The organism is Noviherbaspirillum agri, from assembly GCF_054780595.1.
Genome location: NZ_BAAGWA010000012.1, coordinates 1 through 23,167 on the forward strand (window position 1 = coordinate 1; position 23,167 = coordinate 23,167).

At 58.9% G+C, this 23,167-nt stretch carries 22 protein-coding genes; 7 read left to right on the forward strand and 15 right to left on the reverse strand.

Going from position 1 to position 23,167, the window contains the following annotated elements:
• Positions 1-515 precede the first annotated feature (515 nt).
• Entirely contained in the window at positions 516-1,889 is a 1,374-nt protein-coding gene (gene rimO, locus ACYVIA_RS17420) for a 30S ribosomal protein S12 methylthiotransferase RimO (RefSeq protein ID WP_460843211.1), read from the forward strand.
• A 33-nt stretch (positions 1,890-1,922) separates the two neighbouring features.
• A complete protein-coding gene (locus tag ACYVIA_RS17425) occupies positions 1,923-3,116 on the forward strand; it encodes a cystathionine beta-lyase (RefSeq protein ID WP_460843026.1) in 1,194 nt (397 codons plus the stop codon).
• Between the two features lie 42 nt (positions 3,117-3,158).
• Here ACYVIA_RS17425 and ACYVIA_RS17430 read toward each other — a convergent pair whose 3' ends face one another.
• From ACYVIA_RS17430 to mfd, 3 genes are read right to left on the reverse strand one after another with little or no spacing between them, the layout of a single operon-like run.
• Positions 3,159-3,521: a DUF4870 family protein gene (locus ACYVIA_RS17430; protein ID WP_460843028.1), complete on the reverse strand. Its 363-nt coding sequence runs from the start codon at positions 3,519-3,521 to the stop codon at positions 3,159-3,161.
• Between the two features lie 30 nt (positions 3,522-3,551).
• A complete protein-coding gene (serB, locus tag ACYVIA_RS17435; RefSeq protein ID WP_460843030.1) occupies positions 3,552-4,394 on the reverse strand; it encodes a phosphoserine phosphatase SerB in 843 nt (280 codons plus the stop codon).
• 49 nt (positions 4,395-4,443) lie between these two features.
• On the reverse strand, positions 4,444-7,890 hold the full coding sequence (gene mfd / locus ACYVIA_RS17440; RefSeq protein ID WP_460843031.1) for a transcription-repair coupling factor: 3,447 nt from the start codon (positions 7,888-7,890) through the stop codon (positions 4,444-4,446).
• A 169-nt stretch (positions 7,891-8,059) separates the two neighbouring features.
• Between mfd and ispD the strand changes: the two genes are divergently transcribed.
• Together ispD and ispF are read left to right on the forward strand one after the other, a co-directional pair.
• A complete protein-coding gene (gene ispD, locus ACYVIA_RS17445; RefSeq protein WP_460843212.1) occupies positions 8,060-8,758 on the forward strand; it encodes a 2-C-methyl-D-erythritol 4-phosphate cytidylyltransferase in 699 nt (232 codons plus the stop codon).
• Entirely contained in the window at positions 8,755-9,249 is a 495-nt protein-coding gene (gene ispF / locus ACYVIA_RS17450; protein ID WP_460843033.1) for a 2-C-methyl-D-erythritol 2,4-cyclodiphosphate synthase, read from the forward strand. Before ispD ends, ispF begins: the two co-directional genes overlap by 4 nt.
• Before the next feature lie 72 nt (positions 9,250-9,321).
• Here the strand turns inward: ispF and ACYVIA_RS17455 are convergent, their stop codons facing one another.
• Together ACYVIA_RS17455 and ACYVIA_RS17460 are read right to left on the reverse strand one after the other, a co-directional pair.
• Positions 9,322-9,522 (reverse strand): hypothetical protein, encoded by a 201-nt coding sequence (locus tag ACYVIA_RS17455; RefSeq protein WP_460843035.1) that lies wholly within the window; start codon positions 9,520-9,522, stop codon positions 9,322-9,324.
• Between the two features lie 152 nt (positions 9,523-9,674).
• Entirely contained in the window at positions 9,675-10,832 is a 1,158-nt protein-coding gene (locus ACYVIA_RS17460) for an iron-containing alcohol dehydrogenase (protein ID WP_460843037.1), read from the reverse strand.
• Between the two features lie 297 nt (positions 10,833-11,129).
• Here ACYVIA_RS17460 and ACYVIA_RS17465 point away from each other — a divergent pair, with 297 nt between their 5' ends.
• Positions 11,130-11,432, forward strand: coding sequence for an encapsulin-associated ferritin-like protein (locus tag ACYVIA_RS17465; protein ID WP_460843039.1), 303 nt, complete (start codon positions 11,130-11,132; stop codon positions 11,430-11,432).
• Positions 11,433-11,531: 99 nt separating this feature from the next.
• On the forward strand, positions 11,532-11,900 hold the full coding sequence (locus tag ACYVIA_RS17470; protein WP_460843041.1) for a DUF488 domain-containing protein: 369 nt from the start codon (positions 11,532-11,534) through the stop codon (positions 11,898-11,900).
• 134 nt (positions 11,901-12,034) lie between these two features.
• On the opposite strand, the gene ACYVIA_RS17475 is transcribed toward ACYVIA_RS17470, so the two are convergent.
• Both ACYVIA_RS17475 and ompR read right to left on the reverse strand, forming a co-directional pair.
• A complete protein-coding gene (locus ACYVIA_RS17475) occupies positions 12,035-13,390 on the reverse strand; it encodes an ATP-binding protein (RefSeq protein WP_460843042.1) in 1,356 nt (451 codons plus the stop codon).
• 54 nt (positions 13,391-13,444) lie between these two features.
• Positions 13,445-14,212: an osmolarity response regulator transcription factor OmpR gene (gene ompR, locus ACYVIA_RS17480; protein ID WP_460843044.1), complete on the reverse strand. Its 768-nt coding sequence runs from the start codon at positions 14,210-14,212 to the stop codon at positions 13,445-13,447.
• Positions 14,213-14,423: 211 nt separating this feature from the next.
• Between ompR and ACYVIA_RS17485 the strand changes: the two genes are divergently transcribed.
• On the forward strand, positions 14,424-14,780 hold the full coding sequence (locus tag ACYVIA_RS17485) for a hypothetical protein (RefSeq protein ID WP_460843046.1): 357 nt from the start codon (positions 14,424-14,426) through the stop codon (positions 14,778-14,780).
• Positions 14,781-14,989: 209 nt separating this feature from the next.
• Here the strand turns inward: ACYVIA_RS17485 and ACYVIA_RS17490 are convergent, their stop codons facing one another.
• The 8 genes from ACYVIA_RS17490 to ACYVIA_RS17525 form a co-directional block, all read right to left on the reverse strand.
• Positions 14,990-15,826: a Rossmann-like and DUF2520 domain-containing protein gene (locus tag ACYVIA_RS17490; RefSeq protein WP_460843048.1), complete on the reverse strand. Its 837-nt coding sequence runs from the start codon at positions 15,824-15,826 to the stop codon at positions 14,990-14,992.
• Positions 15,823-16,410, reverse strand: a complete 588-nt coding sequence (locus ACYVIA_RS17495; protein WP_460843051.1) for a GNAT family N-acetyltransferase — start codon at positions 16,408-16,410, stop codon at positions 15,823-15,825. Before ACYVIA_RS17495 ends, ACYVIA_RS17490 begins: the two co-directional genes overlap by 4 nt.
• A 41-nt stretch (positions 16,411-16,451) precedes the next feature.
• Complete coding sequence (locus ACYVIA_RS17500; RefSeq protein WP_460843053.1) at positions 16,452-17,540, reverse strand: CaiB/BaiF CoA transferase family protein; 1,089 nt, start codon at positions 17,538-17,540, stop codon at positions 16,452-16,454.
• A gap of 39 nt (positions 17,541-17,579) precedes the next feature.
• Entirely contained in the window at positions 17,580-19,571 is a 1,992-nt protein-coding gene (locus ACYVIA_RS17505; RefSeq protein ID WP_460843055.1) for an ATP-binding cassette domain-containing protein, read from the reverse strand.
• Entirely contained in the window at positions 19,568-20,458 is an 891-nt protein-coding gene (gene prmB, locus ACYVIA_RS17510; protein WP_460843057.1) for a 50S ribosomal protein L3 N(5)-glutamine methyltransferase, read from the reverse strand. Before prmB ends, ACYVIA_RS17505 begins: the two co-directional genes overlap by 4 nt.
• A gap of 63 nt (positions 20,459-20,521) precedes the next feature.
• Complete coding sequence (dapE, locus tag ACYVIA_RS17515; RefSeq protein ID WP_460843059.1) at positions 20,522-21,649, reverse strand: succinyl-diaminopimelate desuccinylase; 1,128 nt, start codon at positions 21,647-21,649, stop codon at positions 20,522-20,524.
• A gap of 3 nt (positions 21,650-21,652) precedes the next feature.
• Positions 21,653-22,006 (reverse strand): ArsC family reductase, encoded by a 354-nt coding sequence (locus ACYVIA_RS17520; protein ID WP_460843061.1) that lies wholly within the window; start codon positions 22,004-22,006, stop codon positions 21,653-21,655.
• 3 nt (positions 22,007-22,009) lie between these two features.
• A complete protein-coding gene (locus tag ACYVIA_RS17525; protein WP_460843063.1) occupies positions 22,010-23,146 on the reverse strand; it encodes a PilT/PilU family type 4a pilus ATPase in 1,137 nt (378 codons plus the stop codon).
• Positions 23,147-23,167 lie beyond the last annotated feature (21 nt).

Sequence of the window (23,167 nt, forward strand, 5' to 3'; positions counted from 1 at the left end):
CGGCGCCGCTTCGGCTGTACTTGCTGATTCTCTTCCATGGTGTACACGTGTCCACTTGAGTTTATGGTGGACACGATGCTCCGCGATCTTGACCTGCCGATTCAAGATGCGATCACCGGGCGCTTACCACCGATCAAGAAATTCCGCCACGCTTCCACCATAAGTAGCCACGCGGCCTGCGCAACGTGGTCACCCATGTCAAGCACTTGGCCATTCTCGTCAACAACCGCAAAGTAAGCTCTCTGGCCGAGCATTGTTGTGGCCGATAAGCCGAAGCAGTTAGCTGACAATATTGCATGTTCTAGCGTCGGGACTGGTTCATCGCTTGGAATTAGCATACCTACTTCCCTCAGTATTGTTTCCGGATCGCTCGTTGTTTCCGCTGCTGCGATTAGCTCAGTTTGACGAGCACGTGCCATCTTTTTGCCCTCAACAACAAGAGTAAAATACCGCCTTTATGTGCTCAGTATAGGTTACGTGTCGCTGGGCACAAATAAAACGAAATTGAAAGATAAATTTTGAAAAAGCATTTAGAATCAGTGGGTTATGGTCCAAAAGTTGGATTTGTGTCATTGGGCTGTCCGAAAGCGCTAGTCGACTCCGAACAGATCATCACCCAGCTCCGTGCCGAAGGTTACGAAACCGCCAAGTCCTATGACGGCGCTGACCTCGTCATCGTCAATACCTGCGGATTCATCGATGCTGCCGTGCAGGAGTCGCTCGATGCAATCGGTGAAGCGCTGCATGAAAACGGCAAGGTGATTGTTACCGGCTGTCTCGGCAAGAAGAAAGACGCGGCGGGCAACGACCTGATCCAGAGCGTACATCCGAAGGTACTGGCAGTGACCGGCCCGCAGGCGCTGGGCGATGTGATGTCCGCAGTGCATACGCATCTGCCGAAACCGCACGATCCTTTCCAGGATCTCGTGCCGCCGCAAGGCGTGAAGCTGACGCCGAAGCACTTTGCCTACCTGAAGATTTCCGAAGGCTGTAACCACCGCTGCAGTTTCTGCATTATCCCCTCGATGCGCGGTGACCTCGTGTCCCGTCCGATCGCGGATGTGATGCGCGAAGCGGAGAACCTGTTCAAGGCCGGCGTAAAGGAACTGCTGGTCATTTCCCAGGACACCAGCGCCTATGGCGTGGATGTGAAATTCCGCACCGGTTTCTGGAACGGCAAGCCGGTCAAGACGCACATGACGCAGCTGACGGCGGCGCTGGGCGAGTTGGCCGCGCAATATGGCGCATGGGTACGTTTGCACTACGTGTACCCGTACCCGCATGTGGACGGCATTATTCCGTTGATGGCAGAGGGCAAGGTGCTGCCTTATCTGGATGTCCCGCTGCAGCACGCGCATCCGGATGTCCTGAAGCGCATGAAGCGCCCGGCCAGCGGCGAGAAGAACATCGAGCGCATCCAGGCGTGGCGCAAGATGTGTCCGGACCTTACCATTCGTTCGACCTTTATTGCAGGATTCCCGGGTGAGACAGAAGAGGAATTCCAGTACCTGCTCGACTTCCTGAAGGAGGCGGAGATCGACCGTCTCGGTTGTTTTGCCTATTCGCCGGTGGAAGGCGCGACCGCAAACGAGCTGGCCAACCCCGTTCCTGAGGAACTGCGCGAAGAACGCCGCGCCCGCGTCATGGAACTGCAGGAAGGAATCTCGAAGAAGCGGATGCAGGCAAAGGTGGGCAAGACCATCCGCGTATTGCTCGACGAAGTGACCACCAGCGGCGGTGTCGGCCGCACGGCCGCCGATGCGCCGGAAATCGACGGTGTGGTGCATGTGAAGCCGCCGTTTGAGCCGCACCGGAAGCTGAAGGTCGGCGAATTCGTCGATGTCACGATCACGGCAGCCGACACCCACGACCTCTGGGGCGAGGCCTGATTGATATTTGACTGATTTGAACGGAGCCATCGCATGACTGATCCCAAGTCGCTCCAGACGGCGCTGATCCATTCCGACTATGCGCCGCCGGAAGGCTTCGCCGCCTTTCCAACGGCCATCCACCACGCGTCGACCGTGCTGTTCAAGGATGTGGCGGCGCTGCGTTCTCGCAACTGGCAGGACAAGACAGCATACACCTACGGCTTGCACGGCACGCCGACCAGCTTTACGCTCGAAGCGCGCCTGGCCGAAATCGAGGGTGGAACGCATTGCGTGCTCGCGCCGAGCGGCCTGGCTGCGATTGCGATGGTAGATTTCGGGCTGCTCAGGACGGGCGATGATGTGCTGATCCCGGATAACGTCTATAACCCGAACCGCGAACTCGGCCGCTGGCTTTCGCAGGACTACGGCATTACCGCGCGCTTTTACGACCCGCTGGTCGGTGCCGGGATTGCAGAACTGATCCAGTCGAATACACGGCTGGTGTGGACCGAGGCGCCGGGGTCAGTGTCGATGGAAGTGCCGGACATTCCCGCTATCTGCAAGGTCGTGCAGGAAAGGCGCGCAGCCGGACAAGACATTCATGTGGCAATCGACAATACCTGGTCGGCCGGCATTGCTTTCCGCGCCTTCGAGCATGGCGTGGACATCGTGATGCAAGCGCTGACCAAGTACCAGTCCGGCGGATCCGATGTGCTGATGGGCGCTGTGATTACGCGCGACAAGGCACTGATGCACCGTATCGAGATGGCGCACATGCGTCTCGGTTTCGGCGTTGGCATGGATGATGCGTATCTGGTGTTGCGCGGCCTCGCGACGATGAAGCTTCGTTTTGACGCACATGACGCCGGCGCACGCAAGGTGGCTTCCTGGCTGAAGCAGCGGCCGGAAATCAACCGCGTGCTGCATCCGGCGTTTGATGATTGTCCCGGACACGAAGTCTGGAAACGGGATTTCACTGGTGCCGGCGGGCTGTTTTCAGTGGTGTTTGACGAGCGTTACAGCGAGGCGCAGACCGACCGTTTCATTGACAGCCTGAACCTCTTCAAGATCGGATTCAGCTGGGGCGGCGCACACAGCCTGTGCGTTCCGTATCGTATTCAAGCGATGCGCAAGAACTGGGCGGGAAAGGGGCCGCTCGTACGCTTTAATGTGGGGTTGGAAGACCCGGATGACCTGATTGCGGATATCGAGCAGGCATTTGCCGCGCTCGACGCGCCCGCCTGAGGTGGGGGCAGCGGCCCAGTCGTGGACCGACAGATGCGTAAGTCAGGTCGGCATCGGCTTGTTGTTGCCCAGGTCCACGATGCCCCTGATCAGCCGGTATGCCTTCCAGATCCAAGCAGCCGCAAGAATCGGGATGCCAATGACGATCCCGACGATGGTGAAAATGCAGAGCCATCCGATCGCACTCCAGACCAGGAACCACCAGAACGAGCGGATTTGCCAGCTGTGATGGCTGTAGACGAAGGTCCCCGACGTTTCCGGACGTTTTACGTAGCTGATGATCAGCGGGATGAAGGAAAACAGGCCCATTGAAAACACCAGGCTGGCACCATGGAAAACGTATAGCCACCAAGCCAGGTTTTTCCGGGATTCCAGGTAAGGGTCGAAAACCAGTTCCTGCACCATGAGGGTTCCTTGGAAGTGTTGTATTGAAGACTATTCAAACAACGATAAGATTCCGTCGAGACCCACAAAATTCAATGCAACATCAGCTTGCTGCCGGACAATCGGCTTGGCGCGGAATGCCACCGACATACCGGCAATCGACATCATCTTCAGGTCGTTCGCGCCATCGCCCATCACGATAGCTTTCGTCGTGGAAATGCCGAGTTCGGCGCAGACACGTTCCACCGTATTCTTTTTCTCATCCGCATCGACAATACCGTTCACGACCCGGCCGGTGAGTTTCCCTTCGACGATTTCAAGGACGTTGGAGTGCGTGTAATCGAGGCCCAGCGTGGTCTTCATGCGGTCTGTGAAAAACGTGAAGCCGCCGGAGACCAGCAATGTCTTCAGACCTGCTGTCTTGATCGCATCAAGCATGTTTGCTGCGCCCATCGACAATTGCAGGCGTTCGTCGTACACGCGCTGCAGTGCCGTTGCATCCAGCCCCTTGAGTAGTGCCACGCGGCGCGTCAGGCTTTCACGGAACTCGATTTCGCCGCGCATCGCGGATTCCGTGATTTCTGAAACCTGCGGCTTCAGCCCCTGCATGTCCGCGATTTCGTCGATGCATTCAATGGTGATCAGTGTGGAGTCCATGTCCATGACCACCAGTCCGAAATCGCTCAGTTTGCGGCCCGGCGGGACGAAGGCATAGTCGACTTGCGCGGAGAAGCAATCGGCATCGATGCGTTCTTTCAAGTCGTTGGTAATGCGGATGCCTTCACAGCGGAATGCATTGTCATTGATCGGGACAACGCGCTGCGCGTCGGCCATTTCTGCGATGCGTTCGATCGTGGAGCGTTCCGGCGATAGGGCTTGGAGGATCAGGTTCATGTCGGGCCGTGGGTGCGGATGGGTCAAATTAAAAAATCAGGGTCAGCACTTAACTAACGAGTGAGCGGATCGTCGCCTTCACCTGCGACACGCGTGCTGCGAGGTCGGGCATGCTTGCGGTAATGCGCAGCTTGTCCTGTCCGTTCAGTTTGATGTGCCGGTTCTTCTGGATCAGCTCGATGATCCGCATCGCGTCGATCGGCGGATTCGGCTGGAACTGCAGCACTGCCGATTCCGCATGGGCGTCGATTTTAACAATGCCGACCGGGATTGCGGCGATCCTGAGACGGTGCGTCTCGATGAGGGCCTTTGCGGCATCCGGAAGTTTCCCGAACCGGTCGATCAGTTCTTCCTGCAGGTCGTCGATCGCACCCGGCGATTCGCAGTTGGCCAGCCGCTTGTACAGCGACAGGCGCTCATGCACATCGCCGCAATAATCCTGCGGGAGCAGGGCGGGGACATGCAGGTTGATTTCCGTTGTCGTCGACAGGGGCGCTGCGAGGTCCGGTTCCTTGCCGTTCTTGAGCGAGCGCACGGCCTCGTTGAGCATGTCGGAATAGAGCTGGAAGCCGATTTCCTGCATTTCGCCGGACTGGCTTTCGCCCAGCACCTCACCGGCACCGCGGATTTCCAGGTCGTGCATCGCAAGGTAGAAACCGCTGCCCAGTTCCTCCATCTGCTGGATCGCCTCCAGCCGCCGCTGCGCCTGCTTCGTCAGTCCCTTCACATCATGTACCAGCAGATAGGCATACGCCTGGTGGTGCGAGCGGCCGACGCGGCCGCGCAACTGGTGCAACTGCGCCAGACCGAACTTGTCTGCGCGATGCATGATGATGGTGTTGGCGGTCGGGACGTCGATGCCGGTCTCGATGATCGTCGTGCACAGCAGGATGTTGGAGCGCTGGGACACGAAGTCACGCATCACCTTTTCCAGGTCGCGCTCATGCATCTGGCCGTGTGCCACGGCGATGCGTGCCTCCGGCAGCAGTTCTTCCAGCATCGCCTTGCGATTCAGGATGGTCTCGACTTCATTGTGCAGGAAGTACACCTGGCCGCCACGCTTGAGTTCGCGCAGGCAGGCTTCGCGGATCACGGAATCGTCTTCGCTGCGCACGAAGGTCTTGATGGCAAGGCGTTTCTGCGGCGCGGTGGCGATCACGGAAAAGTCGCGCAAGCCTTCCAGCGCCATGCCGAGCGTACGCGGGATCGGCGTCGCAGTGAGCGTCAAGACATCCACCTCGGCACGCAGCGCCTTCAGCGCTTCCTTCTGGCGGACGCCAAAGCGATGTTCCTCATCGATGATGACCAGGCCGAGGCGGGCAAACTTCACGTCATTCGACAGCAACTTGTGTGTGCCGATCACGATGTCGATCGTGCCTTCGGCCATGCCCTTGATCGCTTGCGTGACTTCCTTGCCGGTGCGAAAACGCGACAGCTCGGCAATCTTCACTGGCCAGTCTGCAAAACGGTCGGCGAAGGTCTGTGCATGCTGTTCGGCGAGCAGGGTGGTCGGCGCAAGAATGGCAACCTGTTTGCCGCCCATGACGGCGACAAAGGCCGCACGCAAGGCAACTTCCGTCTTGCCGAAACCGACGTCACCGCAGATCAGGCGATCCATCGGTTTGCCGCTGGTCATGTCCCTGATGACGGCATTGATCGCTGCGCTCTGGTCGGGTGTCTCTTCAAAGCCAAAGCTCTCTGCAAACCCCTCGTAGTCTCGGGCCGAATACTGGAACGCGTGTCCCTGGCGCGCAGCACGACGCGCATACAGATTGAGCAGTTCTGCAGCAGTGTCGCGAATCTGTTGAGCGGCTTTCTTCTTTGCCTTTTCCCATTGGCCGGAACCGAGTACGTGCAATGGCGCCTCCTCCGGCGAGGCGCCGGAATAGCGCGAGATCACGTGGAGCTGCGACACCGGGACGTACAGCTTGGTGTCCTTCGCGTATTCGAGATGCAGGAACTCGGTCTCTCCGTCGCCGAGATCCATGCTGAGCAGGCCCATGTAGCGCCCGATGCCGTGGTTGACGTGCACGACCGGGTCGCCAATCTTCAGTTCCGACAGATCGCGCACCATCGATTCGACCTGCGTGGCCCCTTCCTGCTTCTTGCGACCGGCGCGGCGACCGGTACCGGCGTACAGCTCGGTCTCCGTGATGAAGGCGAGGTCCCCCAGGTCGGTGCTGAGTTCGAAGCCGGCATGCAGCGGAGCGACGCCGAGCATCAGCTTGTCCGGAGCGCTCAGGAAGCCGTCGAAGTCGTCACATGGCGCAAGCGTCAGGTTGAATTCATTGAAATACTGCTGCAGCGTTTCCCGGCGGCCGTTGGAGTCGGCACAGATCATCACCCGTTTGCCAGTCTGGAGCAGGTAAGAGCGCAGGTTCGTCAGCGGGTCGTCCAGACGGCGGTTGACGGCGATATTCGGAATGGGTGCGGAGATCTCGGAAGCGGTATCGCCTTGCTGGAGTACCCAGCGGGCATGGGGCTTGGCGAGGATGAAGAAGTCCTCGTCGGTCAGGAATACACGCTCCGGCGCCAGCAGCGGACGTTCGCGGTCGGCCTTCAGGAACTTGTAGCGCGATTGGGTATCGGCCCAGAAGCGCTTGATCGCTGCGTCGATGTCGCCGACCAGCGCGAACATGGTCTCGTCCGGCAGATACTGGAACAGCGTTGCGGTCTCGTCGAAAAACAGCGGCAGGTAGTACTCGATGCCCGCCGAGGCAATGCCGTTGCCGATGTCCTTGTAGATCGGCGACCTGGACGGATCACCCTCGAATTCCTCGCGCCAGCGGCTGCGAAAAGCGGTGCGCGCCGCTTCGTCCATCGGGAATTCTCGCCCCGGCAGCAAGCGGACTTCGCGTACCGGATACAGTGAACGCTGGGTATCGGCATCGAAGGTACGGATGGTTTCGATCGTGTCGCCGAACAGGTCCAGCCGGTAGGGGAGCGCTGAACCCATCGGGAACAGGTCGATCAGCCCGCCACGTACCGAGTACTCGCCGGGCGACATCACCTGCGCCACGTGGGTATAGCCGGCCAGCGTCAGCTGCGATTTGAGCCGTGCCTCATCGAGCGTTTCGCCTTGCTTGAAGAAGAAGGTATACGCAGCCAGAAAAGAAGGCGGCGCCATGCGCAGCAAAGCGGTGGTCGCCGGCACGATCAATACGTCGCACTGTCCACTACGCACTTCGTGCAGTGTTGCCAGACGCTCGGACACCAGGTCTTGGTGCGGGGAAAATGCATCGTACGGCAGCGTTTCCCAATCCGGCAAAAGATGGCAGTGCAACTTGGTCTGCTCCTTGTTTGCAAACCATGGAATTTCTGCCAGCAGGCGCTGTGCGTCGGTCGCATTGGCGACGACGACGGTCAGCATGCGTTTTTGCGCTTTCAGTTCGCGTGCGGCTTGCGCCAGGACGAATGCATCTGCCGAACCGTGCACGGCGGGCAGGGCGAAGCGATTACCGGGTTTGGGGAGGTTTTTTTTGAGTTCGAATGACATCAAGTAACGACATCGGAAATGTCATGGCAGCCCGGCAGCAAGCTGGATTGGCGGACTTTGACTGTGCGAAAATATGCCGAAATTATAAACCAAGCCCTCCACTGGAGCCCGGCCAGCCATCTTCCACGAGGAGACATACCTCGGCCTGGCTTCCGATTACATGAATACGATGATTCCCTCGCGTTACTTTGCTCTCATTCCGGCGGCTGGCGTCGGCGCACGCATGGGGGCGGAATGCCCCAAGCAGTACATGCCGCTTGCCGGCAAGCTGATGCTGGCACATGTCCTCGATACCTTTGCTGCGACGCCGGCCATTGCGCACGTGTACGTGGTCGTCAGCGCGGACGACGGTTACATCAAGGATGCGGTGGACGCCGCACGGCATCTTGCCGACCGTGTTACCGTCCTCTACAAGGGCGGCAATACGCGGCACCAGTCTGTGCTCAACGGGCTGAAGGAAATCCGGCAGGACCTCAATGATGGCGATTGGGTGCTGGTCCACGATGCGGCACGGCCGGGACTGACGGCAGCACTTATCGAACGGCTGATCGATGAAGTCCGGGACGACGAAGTCGGCGGCCTTCTCGCATTGCCGGTCGTCGATACCTTGAAGCGCAGCGATGCCGCGGGGCGTTCGGAAACGACCGTGCCGCGCGAACACTTATGGGCTGCACAGACGCCACAAATGTTCCGCTACGCTTTGCTGCGCCGCGCGCTGGAACAGGCGGTGACCGTAACCGACGAGGCGAGTGCGGTAGAAGCGTTGGGACTCAAGCCGAAACTGGTGGAGGGAAGTCCGCGCAATTTCAAAGTGACGTTGCCGCATGACATCGCACTCGCAGAACTGCATTTGAAGGAAAACACATGAATCAGGCCACTATGCCGTTTCGCATCGGCCAAGGATATGACTGCCACGCTTTGGTGCCCGGGCGCAAGCTCATCGTTGGCGGCGTGACGATTCCGCATGCGACCGGCTTGCTCGGGCATTCGGACGCCGATGTCCTGCTGCATGCCATTACCGACGCCATCCTCGGGGCGGCAGGTCTCGGCGATATCGGCCGCCACTTTCCGGATACCGATCCGCGCTTTGCGGGCGCGGATTCCCGTGTCTTGCTGCGCGAGGCGTGCAAGCGTGTTGCGGATACGGGTTATGTCATCGGAAATATCGACGCGACCATCATTGCGCAGGCGCCGAAAATGGCGCCGCATATTGCACAGATGGCGGCTAATGTTGCGGCAGATCTGGATGCCGCAGTGTCGCAGGTAAATATCAAAGCCAAGACGAACGAGAAACTCGGCTTTCTCGGACGGGAAGAAGGCATCGCTGCCGAAGCGATTGCACTTCTGTACAGGAAGTAAAACGTCCGCAGAGTGCCATCAGTCCGGTAAAAGCCCGTAAAAGGCTTTTGGCTCACGAGTTCGCGACATGCATCAACCGCCGCCGATGCCCTGAATAATGCGGCCCGTCCCCTCGCAGGTCGGGCATTCGCTGCCGTCTTTTCGTTTGCCGGTGCCCGCGCAATCGCCGCAGATGTCTTCGCCGGTGCCGGGCGTGCCTGGCATGGCCTCGTCGCCTGGCTTCAGGTGTTCCGGCTGTTGGCTGGACGAGCCGGAAGTGGGGGATGACGCCATAAGAAGCTCCTCAAAGGAAAAACGGCATGGATTTCCATGCCGTTCATCATTCATTCTCAGCACTACTCGCACAAACTGTACGATCTGGATCTGCACCAAGGCATGGCGAAAAAATAGATTATTCGTCTTGCAAGAAGTTCAAGCGCCGTACGTCAGAGGCTCAGTTCAAGCACCTTGCGACTGACCTCGAGCGTCACGTCGCGTTGCTCGCCTAAGGTAACCATGCCGTGGCTCTCGAGGTGTTTGAGAATAGTCTCGATGTTTTCCGCCCCAAGCCGATAGTCGCTCAAGCGCGTCTTTACGCCCATTTGCTCGAAGAAATCCTGCGTCCGTGCAATTGCCTGTTCAATGCGGCTGTCTTCATCGCCTGCGGTGATGTTCCAGACGCGTGCGGCGTATTGCAACAGCTTCGCACGCTTGCTTTCCTTGCGTACGCGCAGCATGCCAGGCAGGACAATGGCCAAGGTCTGTGCATGGTCGAGCCCGTAAAGTGCCGTCAATTCATGCCCGACCATATGCGTCGCCCAGTCCTGGGGCACGCCGGCGCCAATCAGTCCATTCAAAGCAAGCGTGGCACACCACATGATGTTGGCTCGGGTGTCGTAGTCCGTCGGACTGGAAAGCGCTTTCGGGCCTTCTTCGATGAGTGTCAACAACAGGCCCTCGGCAAAACGATCCTGTACCGGTGAGTTGACCGGGTAGGTCATGTACTGCTCCATGATGTGCGCATAGGCATCGACGACGCCATTGCCAATCTGCCTGGTTGGCAGCGTGAAGGTGGTTACCGGGTCAAGGATGGAGAACTTGGGAAATACCAGACGGTGGGAAAACGGCAGCTTGGCCTTCAGCGATTTGCGGGTGATGACAGACCCGTTATTCATCTCGGAACCGGTTGCAGGCAAGGTCAGCACCGAACCAAACGGCAGGGCCTGGGTGATATTCCGCCCGCGCTGTTCCAGGATAGCCCATGGATCGCCTTCAAAATATGCGGCAGCGGCAACGAATTTCGTGCCGTCGATCACCGATCCACCGCCTACAGCGAGCAGGAAATCGAGCTTTTCCTTTCGGACCAGTTCAACCGCCTGCATCAGCGTTTCGTAGGTGGGATTCGGTTCGATTCCCGAGAACTCCTGCACATGGCGTCCAGACAAGGCACGTGTCACTTCATCGTAGGCACCGTTGCTCTTGATGCTCCCGCCGCCATACAGCATCAGTACACGTGCATTGCCCGGAACGACCTTGTTCAGGTCGGCAATGCGACCTTTGCCAAACAGGATGTGGGTCGGGTTATAGAAATCGAAATTCAGCATGAAGAGTCCCTTCAGAGTAAGGAGTGTTCTGGTTGTGCCTAGGTGCGCGGCTTCTTGCGACATTCATATTTCACAATGGAACGGCTTGCCTGGCGTGAATGGTCCGGTGGATAGGAGCAGTCTTTGCCCTGGGCGGACTCCATTGTCTTTCTTGATGAAAGGATTGTAATTGCCAATTTGAGCTTTTGCTTGCCAGCGTCAAAAATGAACAGCAAATGCCGGTTTACGCTGCACACCGTAATGACGTGGCATCTTTTCACATCATCTTTTCCCCAAGCACGAAACAAAGGAGAAAGTATGGCAAATGAGGGCTATCACGAACCGCTGGATAAACTGTCACCAGCCACAATGGACATGCATCGCGCAATCGTTTCGCTGATGGAAGAGCTGGAGGCGGTGGACTGGTACAACCAGCGCGTCGATGCCGCAACCGATCCCGAACTCAAGCGCATCCTCGAACACAATCGTGACGAGGAAAAGGAACACGCCGCAATGATGCTGGAGTGGATACGTCGCCGCGACCCCAAGATGGACGAGGAGCTCCGCGAAGTGCTGTTCAAGGGTGGCGACATCGCTGGTCATCACGCCGATGATGACTGACCGCCAGGGCTCACGTCGACGGAAACGTGCACGGCGGTGCGCAGCATGGCACGTGGAGGTGAAGCTCCTTCTGGACGAAGCGGGATCGAAAGGGTGGCGATGGCGGCGACAATCAAAGTCAAACGGGCTTACGAAGCGGCATCCGAGGCCGATGGTGTACGCATTCTGGTGGATCGTATCTGGCCGCGCGGCATCAGCAAGGACGAACTGCGACTCGATTATTGGGCCAAGGATGTTGCGCCCAGTAACGAGCTGCGCAAGTGGTATGGCCATGAGCCGCAGAAGTGGGAGGAATTTCGCGAACGGTATTTCGCCGAACTCCGTGCCAATTCCGAAGGTGTCCGTGCGCTGATTGACCGACTTGGCTCGGGTACTGCAACGCTGCTGTATGGCAGCAAGGAGCATGAGATCAACAACGCCGTTGCCTTGCGCGACTTTCTCAGGCTGGAGCTGCGGCACCACCGGTAAAAGACTGACCTGGCTGCGACTTTGTACTTCGTAGCGAATGCCGGGCTAGCGTTCAGCATAAACGGCAAGAGGAAGAAGTGCGCAGCAACGGCGCGCCACTCGAAACCAGCGGCGAGTAGGCTGGACAAAAGAATTTACGCTGCTGCGCCTGTAATCGGGAGCGAAATGCGGATACGCAGTCCGCCGCCTTTCTTGTTCGACAATTTGATCGTGCCGTTATGCCGCTTGACGATGCGCTCCACGATGGCCAGGCCGAGACCGGAGCCATTCGCTTGTCCGCGTGCCTGATCGAGACGGGTAAAGGGCCTGAGCAAGCGCTCGATGTCGGCTTCCGGTACGCCTGCGCCGCGGTCTGATACCTCGATGACGGCGTTTTGTCCTTCGACTTTGCAGACCATGTCGACATAAGCAACGTTGGTATTTTCCGTCTTGCCGTAGCGGCGCGCATTCTCGATCAAGTTGGCGACGATACGGCGCAGGTCGGTCGCATTGCCGAATACGTTGACGCCCTCGGCGATATTCATGCTGATCTGTATCTCGCTCGACCGGCCCGCTTCCCGTGCGCATTCCGTCATCAATGCACTCAGGTTCACGCTTGTCAACTGTCCGGCATCCGTGGATTTGGCGTACACGAGAAACTGACCAATGATCGCATCCATCTGTGCGAGATCGGACTGCATTCCCTCGCGGGCTTCGTCGGCGAGCTTGGCCAGTTCAAGCTCCAGTTGCATGCGAGCCAGCGGCGTGCGCAGGTCGTGCGAGATGCCACCAAGGATGACGGCGCGGTCGGTTTCTACACGGTTGAGGTCGGCCACCATCTGGTTGAAACTGCGATTGGCCTCCTTGATCTCGGTCGGGCCCTTTTCCGGTAGCGGGTCGGGCTGCTTTCCTTCCGCAATCGCTCGCGTTGCGGCAGTGATGCGCGCCAGTGGCTGGTTAATCAGGCGAGAAATGAATACCGCTCCAAGCAGGGACAAAATCATCGCGGCTGTACCCCAGCCCAACCACTGGATGTTGGACACGCGTTCGATCCGCTCGCGATCCAGGCGCAACCAGTAATTGTCATCATCGATCTTGAAACTGACCCAGAATCCGGCCACGTCATTGACGCTGCTCGCGAACTTCGTGTCTTCGCCGAGGCGGGCCTTGACGTCGGATTCGAGCACTTCCATCAGCTCGCTCTCCGGCGGTGGAAGAACGACGTCGCCTTCTTCGAGCGGGTAGATGCGAATGCCTTCGTTGCTGGCGAGGTCGAACAGCAGTTCGCGCCGCATGTCCGGGGCAGAGTGAGTGAGGGCTGCGCGTGTGACGGTAATGATCGAGATCACCTGCGCGGCCATTTGCTGTGCGCGCGGCGTGCGTTCAACAACACGAAAGCTGTAAACCCACGCCATGATGCTCGCCGTGATCAGCACGGCCAGGAGGACGAAGGTGCGCCAGAACAAGCCGCTTTTCAGCCAGCTGAATTGGTCTCTGAGAAGCGCGGTCAAGTGGGGAATGCCTTAAGTCTTGCCTTTATCTCGTGTCGCGCCAGGCTTGGTCGCTCAGCGCGGCTGTCCTTCAGGGATGAACACGTAGCCCAACCCCCATACCGTCTGGATGTAGATCGGATTGGACGGATCCGGTTCGATCAGCTTGCGCAGGCGGGAGATCTGCACGTCGAGGCTGCGGTCGAATACTTCGTATTCGCGCCCGCGCGCAAGTTCCATGAGTTTTTCGCGGGAGAGCGGCTGGCGCGCATGACGCGCAAACACCTTGAGAACAGAGAATTCGCCGGTCGTCAGCGAAATCGTTTCACCGTTCTTTTTCAATACGCGCGTACCAAGGTCGAGGATGAAATCACCGAACTGGAATGTCTGCGGCGTCTCCGACGGTGCGCCGGGGATTTCGTCAGGGCCTTTCCGGCGCAGCACGGCATTGATGCGCGCAACCAGTTCGCGAGGGTTAAAGGGCTTGGGCAGATAGTCATCGGCGCCCATTTCGAGCCCCACGATACGGTCTACATCTTCCCCCTTGGCTGTCAGCATGATGATCGGTGTCTGGTCGCCTGCCCCACGCAGCCGGCGGCAAATGGACAGCCCGTCTTCTCCGGGCAGCATGAGATCGAGAACCAGGAGATCGTAGCGTTCCCGGATCCAGAGCTTGTTCATTGCCTGCGCATTCTCTGCAGTCACGACATTGAAGCCTTGCTCGGCGAGGTAGCGACGCAAAAGATCGCGCAAACGCACGTCGTCATCGACAACCAGAATTTTTGCCTGAGGGCCGCTTTGTGCGGAAGATGAATTATTAGTTGTGACTGGGGGCGTATTCATGGCGCTATGGTAACTTCAGAAAACCGATGAGCAAAACCTTGAAAGCCAAGCATTACAAAGTGTTACACACTTTACCTTAAACAGGTTATCGCTTCCAAGCGTGAAGCATACACTTCATCATCATCGTTTTGCTAAATCCTTGTGACGGAAGTGTCTTGCAGAGTACCGAGGCACATGGCCAGGGTTCAAGGAGCGCAGTGGTCAATTCAATATGCGAGTCAGACAAATCGGTATTCCCTTGCTGCTGATCCTCGGCTCCGCACCTGCTTTTGTTGAGGCTAGCGGATTCTGGAGCGAAGGACTGAATGCCGTACGTACCTATCAGATGCCCGGTTTCGCGATGGATCGCAGCGATCAGCGCCGCGGACCCTCGGTTGATCGCGGCGACGATCGTCGACAGGAGCGCAGGCACGGCGAACGCAAAAGCAGTGGAGACGGCCCCCAAGGGGATTTCGGCGATCAGCAGGACAATGCCAATCGTCAGAGCCGGCTCTCGCCGGAGCAGCGTCGCGCCCTGCGCAGGCAGATCGACGAGGCCGGGCAGGATATCTACACACCGAAGCGCTAGGTGCCGTTTACAGCACCGTGGCTGCCCCCGGGAATTGCCGCTAAGAGCGTCTAACAAAATGCCGCTTGCAGCGTTGCGCCTCCTCGCCGTACGCCATGTACTGCCTTCGTCGGCGCGCCTTGCCATCAGCATCGTGTTAGACGCTCTAAAGCTTTGTGCCAGCCTCGTGTCAGCTTCGTCAGGTCGGGACCGGGGCTTGCTGATATCTCTTACTTCGGCCGTCGTCGTGCGGCGATATCTGCCGTGAGTTTTCCAAGCTGCTTGTAGAGCGCGCCATGGCGCTCATCCCATGCGTTCACTGCACGGTATTGCTTGACTGCCGTGGCGATATCGCCGCGGGCAATCGGGCCGGTCAACGCATCGGTCGGACCGAGGCGGAAGACATTGTCGACGGTGCCGCGAACCAGCGGCTCCATCAACTGGCGCGCGACCTCCTCCGATACGCCAGCTTTCATATAAGCCTGCAGGGCGACATCCAGCAAGGTGACCAGATAATTGGATGCGAAGACGGCTGCAGCGTGATAGATCGTCTTGAACGCGGCGTCGATCGGCACCAAACGGGCGCCCACTGCCGCAAATCCCGGTTGCAGGACGTCGAGCGCGCGTTGGTCGCCTTCGATCCCGCAGAACGTCCCGCCAAAATCATTGACTGCCTGTTCCGGCTCGGCAAAGCTGCGCACAGGATGGATGCTTGCGACCGCTGCCCCGCAATCAGAGGCCGGATCCAGGATAGAGGAAGGCAGGGCGCCGCTACAGTGGAATACCACGGTTCCCGGTGCAATCAGGCCCGCCTGCGCAAGCGCTTTGCAGCAATCGGCTATGCGGTCGTCCGGTGTTGAGATCAAGGTAATGTCTGCAGGGTGCATTTGATCAAGGTCGGCAACGGCGCGTCCAGCGCCGATAAATGCCACCGCCCGCGCTCCACTCTCGAGCGACCCGTTCAGCACGTCCTGGACTGCGAAGACCATGTCTTGCGTCCAGAGCCGCCCGAGTGTCTTTCCGACGTGGCCCGCACCGATGATATTGATGGTTTTGGCTGAGGTCATGATTCCGTCTGTTTGCGGCTTTGTGCTCTCTGCCGTGTGTGCCAATCCTGCTCAAGCAGTGAATAACAGTTCAGGTCATGGAAGCAGCCGCCCCAGAAAGCCTGCTCCCTATGCACACCTTCAAAGCGGAACCCCATGCGAGTCGCCAGGCCGATCGACGCAAAGTTGTCGGGATGGGTTTCCGCCTGTATGCGGTGCAGGAGCATGGAATTGAAGCCGAAGTCGAGGACGGCCTCGAGCGCCTCCCGCATATAGCCTTGGCCATGGCAGTCGCGCCGGATTTCGTAGCCGACGACGCAGTTGTGCCAACTTTTATTCCATCGAAACAAGCCGCAGGTACCGATGAATTGTCCGTCCGAAAGGCGCTCCAGGCCCCAGCGGTATCCGGTGCCGGTATAGAACCAGCCTGAAAAAAGCTCCGCCAGTTCGTCCGCCTGCGATAAATCGGTAATCGGGTCGATGCCATACCAGCGCATCCAGTCGACGTCCGAGTGGATGGCAAACAATGCAGGCGCATCGCCGGACCGGATTTGCCGAAGATACAGGCGCTCCGTGCGAAGCTGTGGAAATGACGGCTGGATCATCGTGGCGGCAGGTGTGTTCGTCCGGTAAGCGGTTTCCGGATTCAGCCGAGGAATTTTACCGCCGCACCGGTTGCCCAGTATTTTCCTTCGGTCGGGTGTTCCTCATGTTTCACCATCTTGCGATCGCGGAAGAGAGGATGGGACATGGCTTCATCGGCGCGCAAGATCGGTGTCACGCAGCAGTCTGCCTGGCTGAACCGTTCGGTCCACGTTGCCAGCGTCTCCTGCCTGAAAATGGCGTCGAGTTCCGCCTTGACGGCCATTGCGTCCGCGCCGCCGACTTCCTGTCCGAGGCTCCAGTGCCGAGTCTTCAGGTCGGCCCTTCTCAGCACATCGCAGCACGCTTCCCAGAATTTCAGTTCCAGCGACCCTACGGCCATGAACCGGTCGTCGCTGGTGCGATAGACGTTGTAGCAGGGGACGCCTCCGGTCAGCAGATCGCGGCCGGGCGGGACCGAGCGGCCGAAATTATTGACTGCAACCAGGGGCATGATGTTGTGGGCAAATACCGCATCGGTCATCGATACATCGACAAACCTCCCCTGACCGGAAATGCGCGCGCCGATCAGCGCGGCAAGTATGCCTTGCACAGCCGCCTGCGCGCCGCCAAGCAAGTCGCCGACCTGCAGGTTGGGCAATGCGGGCACGCCGTCGGGGCCGACGTTTTGCTCCAGCATGCCGGCCATGCCGATGTAGTTGATGTCATGGCCGGCGAGCTGGGCAAACGGGCCGTCCTGGCCATAGCCTGAGATCGCGCACATGACAAGCCGCGGATTGCGCTGTCGCAGCACTTCCCAGCCTACGCCGAGCTTGTCCATGACGCCGGGGCGGAAACTCTCGACCAGCACATCGGCAGTTTCAACCATTTTGAGAAGTTCTTCACGCTGCGCGGCATTCTTCAAATCCAGCCGGATGCCCTGTTTGCCACGATTGACGGCGATGAAGAACTGGGACACTTCATTGCGCACATGGCCCATCGTGCGGGCGTAGTCCCCGGCACCCGGGTCTTCCACCTTGATGACTTCGGCGCCCATGTCCGCAAGATGCATCGTCGCCACCGGACCCGGCAGCAGGCGGGTAAGGTCAATGACGCGAATGCCTTGCAAGGGCTTGTCGATCGGTTGGGTCATGCCGCCTCCTGAATGATCGATGTGATTGATGAAGCTACGTTATCCCAGCTTTTCCAATGCGTCCTGCTGTTCCAGCCATTCGGTTTCGAGCTGCTCCAGCTCCTTCACCAGATAGGCCTGGTCAACGATCAGCGCCTTCAGTTCTTCCTTGTTCGCTTCGCCGTAGATGGCCGGATCGGCGAGGCGTGCATCAACCTCCGCTTTCCGCGCATTGAGCTTGGCCATCTGCTCGTCAAGCCGCTTGATGCGGGATTCGATCGGTTTCTTCAGGCTGGACAGCCGCTGGCGCTCTTCTGCTTCCAGGCGGCGGCGTTCCTGGCGGTCCTCGCGCGACTCCGACGGCGCCGCATTCTGGGAAGCAGGCGCTTTCTCGGGCGAGGTCTGACCAGGCGACGGAAGCGGTGCATCTGTCTTGCCCAGCTTGGTCTTGAACAGCCAGTCGCGATAGTCGTCGAGATCGCCGTCGAAGGGCTGCAGCATGCCGTCGGCAACGATCATGAACTGGTCCGTCGTTGCGCGCAGCAGATGACGATCGTGCGATACCAGGACCAGCGTGCCTTCGAACTGTGCCAGCGCCATGGTCAGCGCCTCGCGGGTCTCCAGGTCGAGATGGTTGGTTGGTTCGTCAAGCAGCAGCAGGTTGGGGCGCTGCCAGACAATCAGCGCCAACGCCAGCCGCGCCTTCTCACCACCGGAGAAGGGCGCAATCTTGCTGGTCACCATGTCGCCACCGAAATTGAAGCCGCCAAGGAAATTGCGCAGCTCCTGTTCACGCACATTCGGCGCGATACGATTCAGATGCCAGAGCGGTGACTCGTCATGGCGCAGCATTTCCACCTGATGCTGTGCGAAGTAGCCGATCACCAGCCCTTTGCCGAGGCGCACGTCGCCCGCGAGTGGCGTCAGCTCACCTGCCAGCGTTTTCACCAGCGTCGATTTGCCTGCGCCGTTAACACCGAGCAGGCCGATGCGCTGGCCGGTTTGCAGCGAAAAATTGATGCGGGAGACGATGGGTTTTTCAACGACCTGATGCGTCGCAGGATTCTCGCTGCGGTAGCCCGCCACCACATCTTCCATGACCACGAGCGGATTCGGAGCGCTCAATGGTTCCCGGAATTCGAAGGAGAATTCCGCTGCCGCCCGTAATGGCGCCAGCTCTTCCATCTTTGCCAGCATCTTCATGCGGCTCTGCGCCTGCCGTGCCTTGGTGGCCTTGGCCTTGAAGCGGTCGATGAAGGATTGCAGGTGGGCGCGCTGTCGTGACTGCTTTTCAAATGCCGCCTGAGTCAACGCAATCTGTGCCGCACGCTGGCGCTCGAACGCGGAGTAGTTGCCGGAGTAGCGCTTCAGCTTGCGGTCTTCGATATGCACGATCACGTTTACGACCCCGTCGAGGAAGTCGCGGTCGTGAGAGATGATAATCAGCGTGCCGGCGTATCGTTTGAGCCAATCCTCGAGCCAGATAATCGCATCCAGGTCGAGGTGGTTTGTCGGTTCGTCGAGCAGCAGCAGGTCCGAAGGGCACATCAGCGCCTGCGCGAGGTTCAGGCGCATGCGCCAGCCGCCGGAGAAACTGGCGACAGGCTGCAGCATCTGGTCCTGCGAGAAGCCGAGGCCGGTCAGTAATTGTTCTGCGCGCGACCGCACGGTATAGGCATCGGCGTCGGCCAGCGCAGTGTGCAGTTCCGCGATGCGCGTTCCATGCGCTCCATGGTCAGGTTCGGTCTCAAGCCGGGCGAGCTCTTCCTCAAGACGGCGCAGGTTGGCGTCACCGTCAATCGCGTATTCGATCGCTGGTCGGTCAAGCGCAGGCGTCTCCTGCGCGACGTAAGCCATGCGCCATTTGGCGGGATAATCGACTTCGCCCTGGTCGGCGTGCAGCTCGCCCCGCAGCAAGGCAAACAAACTCGATTTGCCTGCACCGTTGGCCCCGATCAAGCCAATCTTGTCGCCCGGGTTCAGGGTGACATCGGCATTTTCGAGCAGCGGTTTGACGCCGCGGATAAGGCTGACTTGCTGAAAACGGATCATTGTTTCTTCAGTTGGTCGGCGGTGAGCAGGAAGACCATATCGTCTCCAGCACTGGTCGACACCCATGTCATTTCGAGCTCGGGGAACGCGGCTTCGGCAAATTCCCGCTCGTTGCCGATTTCCACGACCAGCACACCATGCTTGGTCAGCCGCTCGCCGGCGCCAGCCACGATCTTGCGCACGAGGTCCATGCCATCCGTTCCGCCGGCAAGCGCGATCTGCGGTTCGCGCAGGTATTCCTGCGGCAGTTTGCTCATCGATCCCGCGTTCACGTAGGGCGGATTGGTGATGATGAGGTCGTATTTCTTTCTCGGAACTTTTGCATACAAGTCCGATTCGATCAGGGTGATGCGGTCCTGCAGGCCGTAGTCTTCTACATTGCGGCGTGCGACTTCCAGCGCATCGCGGGAAATGTCTACTGCGTCGATGTGTGCATTCGGAAATGCATCGGCAAGCAGGATCGGCAGGCAGCCGGAGCCCGTGCAAAGCTCAAGGATGTTCTCGACAGATTCCGGATCGGCCACCCACGGCGCGAATTGTTCCGGAATCAGTTCCGCGATGAATGAGCGCGGCACGATAACACGCTCGTCCACATAAAAACGGTAGTCACCCAGCCAGGCTTCATTGGTGAGATAGGCGGCCGGCACGCGCTCGACGGCCCGACGTTCAATGACCTTCAGGACTGCAGCGATTTCTTCAGGCAGCAGGCGTGCGTCGTAGAAAGGCTCCAGCTTGTCCAGCGGCAGATTGAGCGTGTGCAGGATCAGGTAGGCGGCTTCATCGAATGCATTGCTGCTGCCATGGCCAAAGAATAGCTTGGCACTGTTGAAGCGGGTCACGGCATAGCGCAGCAGGTCGCGGAGGGTGGAGAAGTTTTCTGGAGTCATGGAGAAGATGGGGTGAAGTGCCGGCGTGATGAATTTCCCGCCCGGAGTGGGCGGGAAGTGCGCTTAACGCAACAGGTTTTCCAGCGTGCGGCGGTAGATGTTCTTCAGTGGGTCGATGTAGCGCAGTTCGATATGCTCGTCGATCTTGTGGATGCTGCCGTTGGGCGGGCCAAACTCAATCACCTGCGGACAGATCTCGGCGATGAAGCGGCCGTCGGACGTACCACCGGTAGTGGATAGGTCGGCATCCAGATTGGTTTCTGCCTTGATCGCCGCGATGATCGCATCGCTCAGTTCACCGCGCGGCGTCAGGAACGGCTTGCCGCCGATCGTCCACTTCAGGTCGTAATTGAAATCGTACTTGTTCAGGATCGCATGCACGCGCTGCTGCAAGCCTTCCACAGTGCTGGCTGTCGAGAAGCGGAAGTTGAAATCCACAACGACCTCACCGGGAATCACGTTCGTCGCGCCGGTTCCGCCGTGGATGTTCGACATCTGCCACGATGTCGGCAGATAGTACTCGTTGCCGTCATCCCATTTTTCCGCGGCCAGTTCGGCCAGTGCCGGTGCTGCAAGGTGGATCGGGTTCTTGGCCAGTTGCGGATAGGCGATGTGACCCTGCACGCCCTTGATGGTGAGCTTGCCGGACATTGAACCGCGGCGGCCGTTCTTGATGACGTCGCCGAGCTGGTCGGTGGAGGTCGGCTCGCCGACGATGCAATAGTCCAGCTTTTCGCCACGTTCCTTGAGTTTGTCGCAGACCACGACGGTCCCGTCGATGGCGGGGCCTTCCTCGTCGCTGGTCAGCAGGAAGGCGATGGAACCTTTGTGGCCGGGATGCGCGGCGAGGAATTCTTCGACCGCAACCACCATCGCGGCAATCGAGGTCTTCATGTCGGCCGCGCCACGGCCATACAGTTTGCCGTCACGCCGGGTCGGAACGAAGGGGGCTGAAGTCCATTGCTCGACCGGGCCGGTCGGCACGACGTCGGTATGGCCGGCAAAGACGACGAGCGGCTGGGCGTCGCCCTTGCGCGCCCACAGGTTGGTCACATCTCCGGATTGAATCGATTCACAGGTAAAACCCAGCGGTTTCAGCAACTCGATCAGACGCTTCTGGCATCCATTGTCGTTCGGCGTCACCGATGAGAGGGCAATTAGCTCCTCGGTCAGTGCAAGGGTTCTGCTCATAACTTATTTTTTGAAAATTTGTTGATAAAGCGCGTCGGAAAAACCGACATGCGCATTGCCGTCATTGAACAGGACGGGGCGCTTGATCACCGACGGCGACTCGAGCATCAGTTCCGTCGCGCTCGCCGCATCCATCACCGCAGTCTTGCGTCCGTCGCTCAATCCACGCCAAGTGGTGCCTTTGCGATTGACGAGCACATCCCAGCTGACGTGTTCAAGCCATTGATTGACCAGCTCGCGGCTGATGCCGGCCTTCTTGAAGTCGTGGAAGGTATAGCTGATCCCGTGTTGGTCCAGCCAGGTGCGTGCCTTCTTGACGGTGTCGCAATTGGGGATGCCGTAAAGCGTTGTTGTCATCAATTAAACGTTAAGCGTGAATTCGGTGAATGTCGCGCCTTCCTCGGCCTTGACCTCCGGCTCCGGCTCAGCTTGCTTTGGCTCCTGCGCATTGTTAAGCAGCCAGTACAGGTTGCTTGCGGAATCCGCATTGGCGAGGCCTTCGTCCTGAGTAATGACGCCATCCTGAATGAGCTGCATGAGTGCCTGTTCGAAGGTCTGCGACCCCGGCGACATGCTCTTTTCGATTGCTTCCTTGATCTGGCTGATGTCGCCGGTTTCGATCAGTTCCGCAATATGGCGGGTATTCAGGAGCACTTCTACGGCAGCGCGGCGTCCCTGATCGACGGCCATGACGAGGCGCTGTGAAATGATCGCCTTGAGGGTGGCAGCCAGGTCCAGCAGCAGTGAAGGGCGGTTTTCGATCGGGTAGAAGTTAACGATACGGTTCAGCGCGTGATAGCTGTTGTTCGCATGCAGCGTTGCCACGACCAGGTGTCCTGACTGTGCGTAGGCCAGTGCGGCACCCATGGTTTCCTTGTCGCGAATTTCACCGATCAGGATGCAGTCAGGCGCCTGGCGCAGCGCATTCTTCAGGGCGACCTTCAGGCTTTCGGCATCGATGCCGATCTCGCGCTGGTTCACGATCGACTTCTTGTTGGTGAACAAAAACTCGATCGGATCTTCGAGTGTGAGAATGTGGCCGGTCCTGAGCGTATTCCGGTGGTCGAGCATGGAGGCAATCGTGGTCGATTTGCCGGAGCCCGTCGCGCCGACTACCAGGATCAGACCGCGCTTTTCCATGATCACCTCCGCCAGTACTGGCGGAAGCTGCAGGTCTGCAAGGCGCGGAATCTCGCCCGGGATATGGCGGAACACCGCCGAGATGCTGCCGCGCTGGCGGAAGGCAGAGAGACGGAAACTCCCGAGGCCGGCAACCGGGATACCCAGGTTGAGCTCGTTGTGGGTTTCCAGTTCCTTCATCTGCTCCGGCGTGATGATCTCGTTCAGCAGGTTCTTGATGGTCGCGTTGTCCATCTTCTGCTGATTGATGGGGAGCACATGGCCGTTGATCTTGATATGTACCGGTGAATTCACCGTCATGAACAAGTCAGACGCCTTCTTATCTTTCATCAACTGGAACAAGCGGTCCATTGCCATGTTGCTCTCCTTTGCCTCTTT

Coding starts and splice junctions, on each gene's coding strand:
- ACYVIA_RS17505 (WP_460843055.1), bottom strand. CDS start 19,571: ATGATCCGTTTTCAGCAAGTCAGCCTTATCCGCGGCGTCAAACCGCTG.
- ACYVIA_RS17500 (WP_460843053.1), bottom strand. CDS start 17,540: ATGACCCAACCGATCGACAAGCCCTTGCAAGGCATTCGCGTCATTGAC.
- ACYVIA_RS17485 (WP_460843046.1), top strand. CDS start 14,424: ATGCGAGTCAGACAAATCGGTATTCCCTTGCTGCTGATCCTCGGCTCC.
- ACYVIA_RS17465 (WP_460843039.1), top strand. CDS start 11,130: ATGGCAAATGAGGGCTATCACGAACCGCTGGATAAACTGTCACCAGCC.
- mfd (WP_460843031.1), bottom strand. CDS start 7,890: ATGTCATTCGAACTCAAAAAAAACCTCCCCAAACCCGGTAATCGCTTC.
- ACYVIA_RS17455 (WP_460843035.1), bottom strand. CDS start 9,522: ATGGCGTCATCCCCCACTTCCGGCTCGTCCAGCCAACAGCCGGAACAC.
- ACYVIA_RS17495 (WP_460843051.1), bottom strand. CDS start 16,410: ATGATCCAGCCGTCATTTCCACAGCTTCGCACGGAGCGCCTGTATCTT.
- serB (WP_460843030.1), bottom strand. CDS start 4,394: ATGAACCTGATCCTCCAAGCCCTATCGCCGGAACGCTCCACGATCGAA.
- dapE (WP_460843059.1), bottom strand. CDS start 21,649: ATGAGCAGAACCCTTGCACTGACCGAGGAGCTAATTGCCCTCTCATCG.
- ispD (WP_460843212.1), top strand. CDS start 8,060: ATGATTCCCTCGCGTTACTTTGCTCTCATTCCGGCGGCTGGCGTCGGC.
- ispF (WP_460843033.1), top strand. CDS start 8,755: ATGAATCAGGCCACTATGCCGTTTCGCATCGGCCAAGGATATGACTGC.
- ACYVIA_RS17460 (WP_460843037.1), bottom strand. CDS start 10,832: ATGCTGAATTTCGATTTCTATAACCCGACCCACATCCTGTTTGGCAAA.
- ACYVIA_RS17525 (WP_460843063.1), bottom strand. CDS start 23,146: ATGGCAATGGACCGCTTGTTCCAGTTGATGAAAGATAAGAAGGCGTCT.
- ACYVIA_RS17490 (WP_460843048.1), bottom strand. CDS start 15,826: ATGACCTCAGCCAAAACCATCAATATCATCGGTGCGGGCCACGTCGGA.
- ACYVIA_RS17520 (WP_460843061.1), bottom strand. CDS start 22,006: ATGACAACAACGCTTTACGGCATCCCCAATTGCGACACCGTCAAGAAG.
- ACYVIA_RS17470 (WP_460843041.1), top strand. CDS start 11,532: ATGGCGGCGACAATCAAAGTCAAACGGGCTTACGAAGCGGCATCCGAG.
- ompR (WP_460843044.1), bottom strand. CDS start 14,212: ATGAATACGCCCCCAGTCACAACTAATAATTCATCTTCCGCACAAAGC.
- prmB (WP_460843057.1), bottom strand. CDS start 20,458: ATGACTCCAGAAAACTTCTCCACCCTCCGCGACCTGCTGCGCTATGCC.
- ACYVIA_RS17430 (WP_460843028.1), bottom strand. CDS start 3,521: ATGGTGCAGGAACTGGTTTTCGACCCTTACCTGGAATCCCGGAAAAAC.
- ACYVIA_RS17425 (WP_460843026.1), top strand. CDS start 1,923: ATGACTGATCCCAAGTCGCTCCAGACGGCGCTGATCCATTCCGACTAT.